At 62.9% G+C, this 6,888-nt stretch carries 7 protein-coding genes; 4 read left to right on the plus strand and 3 right to left on the minus strand.

The window, feature by feature from the left end:
* Positions 1-19: 19 nt before the first annotated feature.
* The 3 genes from IVB47_RS23400 to IVB47_RS23410 form a co-directional block, all read right to left on the minus strand.
* Positions 20-1,621, minus strand: coding sequence for a hypothetical protein (locus IVB47_RS23400; protein ID WP_247464675.1), 1,602 nt, complete (start codon positions 1,619-1,621; stop codon positions 20-22).
* Positions 1,622-1,883: 262 nt separating this feature from the next.
* Positions 1,884-3,419, minus strand: coding sequence for a heme peroxidase family protein (locus IVB47_RS23405; RefSeq protein WP_247464677.1), 1,536 nt, complete (start codon positions 3,417-3,419; stop codon positions 1,884-1,886).
* A 325-nt stretch (positions 3,420-3,744) separates the two neighbouring features.
* On the minus strand, positions 3,745-3,978 hold the full coding sequence (locus IVB47_RS23410; protein WP_007596464.1) for a DUF3551 domain-containing protein: 234 nt from the start codon (positions 3,976-3,978) through the stop codon (positions 3,745-3,747).
* 254 nt (positions 3,979-4,232) lie between these two features.
* On the opposite strand from IVB47_RS23410, the gene IVB47_RS23415 reads away from it, so the two are divergent.
* From IVB47_RS23415 to IVB47_RS23430, 4 genes are all read left to right on the plus strand, one after another.
* A complete protein-coding gene (locus IVB47_RS23415) occupies positions 4,233-4,571 on the plus strand; it encodes a hypothetical protein (RefSeq protein WP_247282441.1) in 339 nt (112 codons plus the stop codon).
* Positions 4,572-4,721: 150 nt separating this feature from the next.
* Positions 4,722-5,234 (plus strand): hypothetical protein, encoded by a 513-nt coding sequence (locus IVB47_RS23420; protein WP_247464680.1) that lies wholly within the window; start codon positions 4,722-4,724, stop codon positions 5,232-5,234.
* A 40-nt stretch (positions 5,235-5,274) separates the two neighbouring features.
* The gene (gene greA / locus IVB47_RS23425; protein ID WP_247403559.1) at positions 5,275-5,757 is read left to right on the plus strand and encodes a transcription elongation factor GreA; all 483 of its coding nucleotides are present in this window, start codon (positions 5,275-5,277) and stop codon (positions 5,755-5,757) included.
* A 54-nt stretch (positions 5,758-5,811) separates the two neighbouring features.
* A complete protein-coding gene (locus IVB47_RS23430) occupies positions 5,812-6,489 on the plus strand; it encodes a hypothetical protein (RefSeq protein WP_247464683.1) in 678 nt (225 codons plus the stop codon).
* The last annotated feature ends 399 nt before the right edge of the window (positions 6,490-6,888 follow it).

Here is a 6,888-nt window from a genome sequence, read left to right on the forward strand (position 1 = left end):
AGTTGCCGCGGCACCTTTGCTAATTCTGAGCCATCAACTTTCGTGCGGCCGCGAGGTCTTCCCGAGATGAGTCGCCATTTCTCGCCGTTTCGACGACTTTGGCGTAATACTGGCGGGCCTTCACAGTATCCCCCGCTTTCTCGGCCGCGTGAGCGGCGCCGATCGTCGCGCCAAAGCGGTTCGGCTCCTTGCGCATCGTGCTTTCGAACGCGACCAATGCCTCCGTCGCCATGCCGCGTTCGAGCAGCATGGTCCCGTAAAGCTCGCGTGCGGGAGCAAGCGGACCCGGCGTCACGATGGATTTTTCGGTCTTGTCTTCGGCATCGGCGGCAAGGCGCATCGCTTCCAACGCATCCGCCTGTTTCCCCAAGGCGTTGAGCTGCCAGGCTGTAGCGACCTGCCGCTGAATGTCCACGATTTCGGCCCAATAAGCGTCCCTGTCCTGCTGCAGCTTGTCCCGCAACTCCGCCAGCTTGGCGATGTCCGCCGTTGCCGCGTCTGCATTGCCGGAGCGCGCGGCGCCAAGGGCGCGGGCGAAATAGGTGATGGCGTCGACATAGGCAAACCGGCTCGGCTCGACCTTCAGCGCGGCAGCACCCTGCCAATCACCGCGCTCGACCATATAGCGCGCTTGGCTGGCCGCGATCGCGTAGGGACCGGCGCGGACAGCCGGCGCATAGCCAGTGGTCGCAATCATGTCCGCGATGACGTCGCTGGCTCGGCTGTCCTGCGCAAGCTGGAGCAGCGCGTAGACCATATAGTCGTCGGCATGCAGCTGCTCGCTGGGGTCCTTGCCCTCCTTGGCAGCCTTGGCGGAACGGCTATTGGCGTCAATGGATTCGTTCCAGTAGCCGACGCGCGTGAATATGTGCGACGGCATATGCAAGGCGTGCGGTGCCGCCGGCGCGATCTCGGAGTAGCGCTTGGCAGCGTCGAGTCCTTGCCCTGCGATCGCCGGATAGTCATAGAGATGGATCAGGTAATGCGCGACGCCGGGATGCCGCGGCTGGCGCTTGAAGATCGGCTCCAGGATAGCGGCGCCCTTGAGCTGGTTGGCATAGGACTTGTCGTTTGGTGACGCCGTGACATTCAGCGTGATGGCGTAGGCGATCTGCGCCTCGTCATCATCGGGATAGCGCGCGGCGACGGCTTCGGTTGCCTTGAGATAGGATTGCGCGCGCTGGCCAAACGTTGTCTTTTCGTCGCCTGAATAGAAGGCCAGCAGCGCGTCGATATAGTCACGTTCGCGTTCGCTCTTGGCGCCGAGTGCCTTGGCCTTCTGCAGCGCGGCGAGACCTCCGGTGAGGTTTTCCTTCGGCGCGGCAAAATGCGGATTGTACAGCAGGCTCAGGGCAATGCCCCAATAGGCGATCGCGCATTCCGGATCGGCCTGCAGCGTCTCCTCGAAAATTTCCTTTGCGGGCCGGTACCAGAACGAGTGCTGATAACGCATCCCGCGATCAAAGCGGCGCTGCGCCACCTCGTTGCAGGAGGTCTGGAAGTGCACCTTGCCAAATTGCTCATCGGCCCCGTCCTCCGCGCGTGCGGCAGGCGTGCCGGAAATCGATCCTAGGGTAGCGAGGGCGAGAAGAGAAATGGTTCTCAAGGCGAGTGCGCGCATCGGCCCCTCCGTTTTCTGTTCAGAATAAATCTGGTCAGATGGCGCCGATAAAACCGAGGGCGCCGAAGTTCGTACTGCTGAGATTGGCAATGGCAATTGTTGCTAAAGGATTTCTCCATTCGAGATGCGAGTCAACAGGAAGCGGACAGATTTGCGTTAGGGAAGCACGCCTGCCAGGATCCATCCGCCCCGCGCGCCGAAGCGAGTGGGCCACAAGGCCGCTCGCACGACGAGCGGCCTTGCATCATCGTCCCTCATCCGCTCAATGCAGCGGATCGCCTTGGCCGAGCGCGTAGGCGACGAGGTCCTTCAGCGCGAAGCCGGAGCCGGTCACCGGCGTCCATTGCGGGTCGAGCGACAGCACGGAGGAATTATCTCCGAACATCATGCCGAGGAAGACCTCGGCGACGATGCGACCGCCGACCGGTCCGAGCTGCGGTGTCCTGACCGCGGCGGGCCCGCCGGTGGCGGGGATTGCCATGTCCGTCGCGTTTTGCCGCGCCTCGGCCAGGATGTAGGCCCACAGCGGGCAGTTGTCGGCAAACACGCCGTTCGCGATGGTCGCGATCTTGACTTGCGGATCGCCTGTCCCGGGCTCGTCGACCGCCTTGCCGATGATGATGTCGTCGTCGCTCAGCGGCGTCAGGTTCATCGCCCTGGCGACGGCCTGGCCCGACGGCAGCCCGAGCCGCCAGCTGCGCTCGAGATTGCGTAGCGCCAGCGACGCCGGATTGGAGGCGACTTCCGGCGGCAGCTTGCGCAGCGGGTCCACCAGCGAGGCATCGATGCGATAGGCGAACTGAAGCCGCCTCTTGTTGTCGGGATTGGTGTCGTCGTCCTCGACGCCATAGGGGCGCGTGTCGAGATCGATGAAGCGGCCCCAGTCCATGGCACGTCCCGGTCCCATCGCACGGAAGCCGGTCAGTGCGTTGTGGTCGGGATTGTTGGGATCGGGGAAGATCTGCAGCAGCATGTTGGCCGCGTCGTTGAGCCGGTAGCCGGGGCGGATCATGGAGTGCCCGAGCCGGTAGGCCGCGACCGAGAACTCGACCGGCATGAACGGATAGGTCTTCCAATGGTAGTAAGCGAGCTTGCTGCGGTCGTAGTGACCTGCGGTCTTCAGCTCGTCCAGCACGCTGGCGTGGACGATGCGCGGCAGGAAGTCGTTCAGCACCACGTACTGATAGTGGAATCGAACGCGCTGCTGCACGTCTTCGAACGACAGGCTGTCATTGTCGTCGACCATGCGGTTGTGAAAGCGCAGCATCAAGGCCTGAAATTGCGAGACGATGCTGTTCTCGTCGTTGCGGGGATCGCCGATCAGCGCGCGGCCCTTGAAGCGCGGCAGGTCGACCGCATCGGGCACGCCCGCGCCCGTGACCTTCTCGCCGAGCCGGAACTTGATGCCGTCATACATGTAGGGCTGGTCGTTCGGACCGCGGCCGTAGACATTGTCCATGTCGAGCGACGGCGTGCGGAAGTCGACGAGCCCGTCGGGATCCTGCTGCTTGGTCAGCGAGCTGACCGGATCGAAGGTGATGTCGTGGTCGACGAACTGGCCGAAATAAGTGTAGAGCGAAGGAATGCCGCTCTCTTCCGCGTCCGGCCCGTCCTTCGGCCCGTCGAAGCCGGCGATCATCTTGTCGGCGAGCGCCGACAGGTTTGCAATCGTGCCGGAATCGTTCGGGCCAAATTTGGCCGGTGCGAGCTTGCGGAACATGCGGCCGAAGCGGCCTTGCGAAAGCGGCGAACGCGTTGCGTTCAGACCGCGCGGAACAATTGCGTGGCGGCTGCTCATTGAAAACACCTTCCTGAAAAGTCGGATGAAACAGTTCGGGCTCAAGTTTCTCGCGCTGGGGTTTGCAGCCTAGGCGCGATCAAGCTTGTTACGAGCGAGATGGATCACAATTGCCCGGCATCGAAATTTTCGGTAGGTGCGGCTTTCCCGCAAGCCACGGCTGCGCATCGTGAATTTCTTCGTGGCGATGACGGATAACATTCTCGTCATCGACGGACGCAGGCGGGTTCGCACAGTTTCAATTCGCCGAGGCGTCGGCGAAATGGATCGGCTTCACGCAAAAATTGTGGCGGCGCGCGCGTCATGCGCGCACGCCGCCAATTCGTCAGTAGTCGCGCTGCTGCGAGAACGCGTAGCGCGGGTTGATGCCACAATAGGACGACGTGCCGGACGCGGTGGCGAGGCACTGCTGATAGCTGGCGAACTGGCAATTGCCGGGATAGCCCCACGAGCGGCCCTGGATGCAATATCGATCGTTCGCAGGATGTGCCTGGGCGGCCGGGGATGCTACGGCCAGCAGGGCCGCGAGCGATGCGAGAGTGAGGATGGTGCGACGCATGTCAGTCTCCTTCGAGAGCGAGTGGGTGGGAATGTCAGCGAGCCTGGCTCGTCTGTTGCGCAGTCATGCCTGTATTGGTGTCGCAGGAATGCCTTGCGTTCGCGACAAGGCACATCATGACGCAGCCTGCCGCCGGCAATGTGATCTCGGCCACAGTTCACGACGGGGTTCCGGCCTATCGTGAGCGGACTTGCACGCGTCGATCCCGGAGAACTACGCTTGCCTTATTCGGATCAGGTCTTTTGGAGGTTCTAATGCAGAAATCATACTTGCTGGCTGCGACAGCAGCGCTGGCGCTTCTCATGCAGACACCGCTCGCGCTGGCGCAGGGCGCACCGGCCGCCGCCGGAACCGCGGCGCCTGCTGCGACAACTGCCGCGCCGGCAGCGACGACGACCGCGCCGGGCGCAACCAACGACGCTTCCAGCCAGCCGACCGACTCCAAGAAGAGTGCGTCGAAGAAGCCGGCGAAGAAGAAGATGACGCGGCAGCAGGAGATCGACCACTCGGTCGACAGCGGCACGGTGCCCGCGCGCTACCGCAGCTCGGTGCCCAAGCAGTACCAGCAATACGTTCCGTTCGATAAGCAGTGACGGATCGCACGGCGGCGCGGTGTGATCGGGCGTCGCGCCGCCGGTGCCATCGCGTAAAATTAGGACCTTGGCCGGGCGGAATCCGGCCATAGATCCCCGGTGGCGGTCCACGCGAGCGGTGCTAGAGTAGGCCGAAGCCTGGGGGGAGTTATGAGTGACGACGTGAGGGATGCTGGCCTTGTGGCCATGATCAGCAGCATCCTGGGAGGCAACAAGCGCGCCGCAGAAAGTGTCGCGCCGCCGCCGCTCATCGAGGTTCCACCGCCGACAGCACCGACGAACGGGTTTGAGCTGGTCGAGCCCACCCCCGCTACACCGCCGGCCAAGCTCGAGAACAACTCGGAGAATGATTCCGGGGACGCGCCCGATGCGACGCCGGCTGCCGCGAAGCCGGTCGAGCCGCCAGCGAAGATCGCAACGACGCCTGATGGGAAGCGATTGCTGCCTGCTGAAGCGATCGCCGATCTCGTCCTGGGTGAGCTGCGCAAGCTCGAGAATTTTCCGGCGACCGGCGCCTCCGTGACGGTCTATGGTTACAGGCACTGGAATGCGATGATCACCTTCGCGCCGTTCTCGACCACGTTCCGGGATGCCACGCGGTTCCGCCAGGCCATGCCGGACATCGTCTTCAAGCTGCGCCGTTTTGTCGAACTTGAGATATGATCGTGGCCGTGAGCCCGAACAGTTCGACAGGATTTTCGACTTGAGCGTTGCCTTTACCAAAGAAGAGAGCGCGGAAACCGCCGCCGAGACGCTGTTGCCGGATCGGCCGATCTCGCCGCATCCGAACCTCGTGACGGAAGCGGGCTTGCAGGCGCTGCAAAGACAGCTTCAGGACGCGCGCGAGGCCTATGAAGCCGCGCAGGCCATCGAGGACGTCAACGAAAAGCGCCGGCAATCGGCGGTGCCCTTGCGTGATGCCCGCTATCTCACCGAACGGCTGCGCACGGCGCAGGTCGTTCCCGCCCCAGCCTCGACCGACACCGTCGCCTTCGGCAGCACGGTGACCTTCAGCCGCGCAGATGGCCGCGTGCAAACCTATCGCATCGTCGGCGAGGACGAAGCCGACCCCAAGGCCGGCACGATCTCGTTCGTGGCGCCGGTGGCAAAGTCGTTGATGGGGAAGGCGGTCGGGGATGTCGTGGGGTCGGGTGCGCAGGAGATCGAGATTTTGTCGATTGGGTAGGGGACGTTTATCGATGGTTTCCGCTGTGTCCGCGCAACAAGGCGCGATAGCTGGATGAGGCGGTTTCTGTCGGGGGCGTTGCCGTTCTACGCGCTGGCCGGATTGGCCATGTGCATGTATCTCGTCCTGTACAAGACTGATCTCTTCGACCTGAACGCCATCGTCCGGGATGCAACCGGCTCGGCGTGGTTTCCGGTCTTCATATTCGTCTGCGTGCTGCTGGAGGCGGTCTTCCCGTATTTTGGCTATTTCCCCGGAACCGCTCTTATCCTGATGTCCGTGGCGCTCAATCCGAAGCCCGCGGACGTCTCCGTTTTTATCGTGGCGTGGCTGGCTATCATCGTCGGCGCCGTCCTGAGTTACGGGCAGGCTCGTTTTTTCAGACCGCTGTTGCAGCGGGTCGCCTCAAAGGCGGCACTGAACCGGTGTGAGACCCTCCTCGGCGCCTACGGTCCTTACGCGCGCATTGCCCTGTTCGTTCATCCCAACGCCTGCGCGATGTATTTCACGGCACTCGGACTTCTCGGCCGCAACCTGACGCGCGAGCTCGCCTATCTCGGCGTGGGCGCAGCAGCCTCCGTGGGCGTTCTGTTCGTCGTCGTGACCAGGCTCGTGTCGTCCGTAGGCACCACCGACGACGGGGAATTGCAGCTGCTGCTGGCCGCAGCACTGGTCGCCATCGGGACCCTGGTCGGTCTGTACGCAGCCTGGCGGCCGGTGCGGGCGGCTTGAAGCTCGAGGTGGCGTGCGCGTCAGCCGGCGCGGTCTCACCCCTTGCTCCGTCATTGCGAGCGCAGCGAAGCAACCGTCATTGCGAGCGCAGCGAAGCAATCCAGCTATTTCCGCGGCACGGATTCTGGATTGCCTTCCGCACCGAGACAGTCTGGATTGCTGCGTGCCGCGGACGCATTGCTGGATTGCTTCGCTACGCTCGCAATGACGAGGGGAGATCATGCGCAAAACAAAAAGCTGATGCGCAAAGGCGATGACCTAATACTTCCCGCTCAGGCCACCGCGACGATGCCATCATGCCGGTGTTTTGCCCGGCAAGTCAAATCCGATTTCGGAAAAATAGTATGGTTGTAACCCATTGATCCGACTGGGGTCGGCTACTGTGCATGGGGTTGTTTT

The sequence above is a fragment of the Bradyrhizobium sp. 62 genome (genome assembly GCF_023073035.1).
GTDB lineage: Bacteria > Pseudomonadota > Alphaproteobacteria > Rhizobiales > Xanthobacteraceae > Bradyrhizobium.

Excerpts from the sequence above, each read along its gene's own strand:
- IVB47_RS23400 (WP_247464675.1), bottom strand. The coding sequence starts at position 1,621 with ATGCGCGCACTCGCCTTGAGAACCATTTCTCTTCTCGCCCTCGCTACC.
- IVB47_RS23405 (WP_247464677.1), bottom strand. The coding sequence starts at position 3,419 with ATGAGCAGCCGCCACGCAATTGTTCCGCGCGGTCTGAACGCAACGCGT.
- IVB47_RS23410 (WP_007596464.1), bottom strand. The coding sequence starts at position 3,978 with ATGCGTCGCACCATCCTCACTCTCGCATCGCTCGCGGCCCTGCTGGCC.
- IVB47_RS23415 (WP_247282441.1), top strand. The coding sequence starts at position 4,233 with ATGCAGAAATCATACTTGCTGGCTGCGACAGCAGCGCTGGCGCTTCTC.
- IVB47_RS23420 (WP_247464680.1), top strand. The coding sequence starts at position 4,722 with ATGAGTGACGACGTGAGGGATGCTGGCCTTGTGGCCATGATCAGCAGC.
- IVB47_RS23430 (WP_247464683.1), top strand. The coding sequence starts at position 5,812 with ATGAGGCGGTTTCTGTCGGGGGCGTTGCCGTTCTACGCGCTGGCCGGA.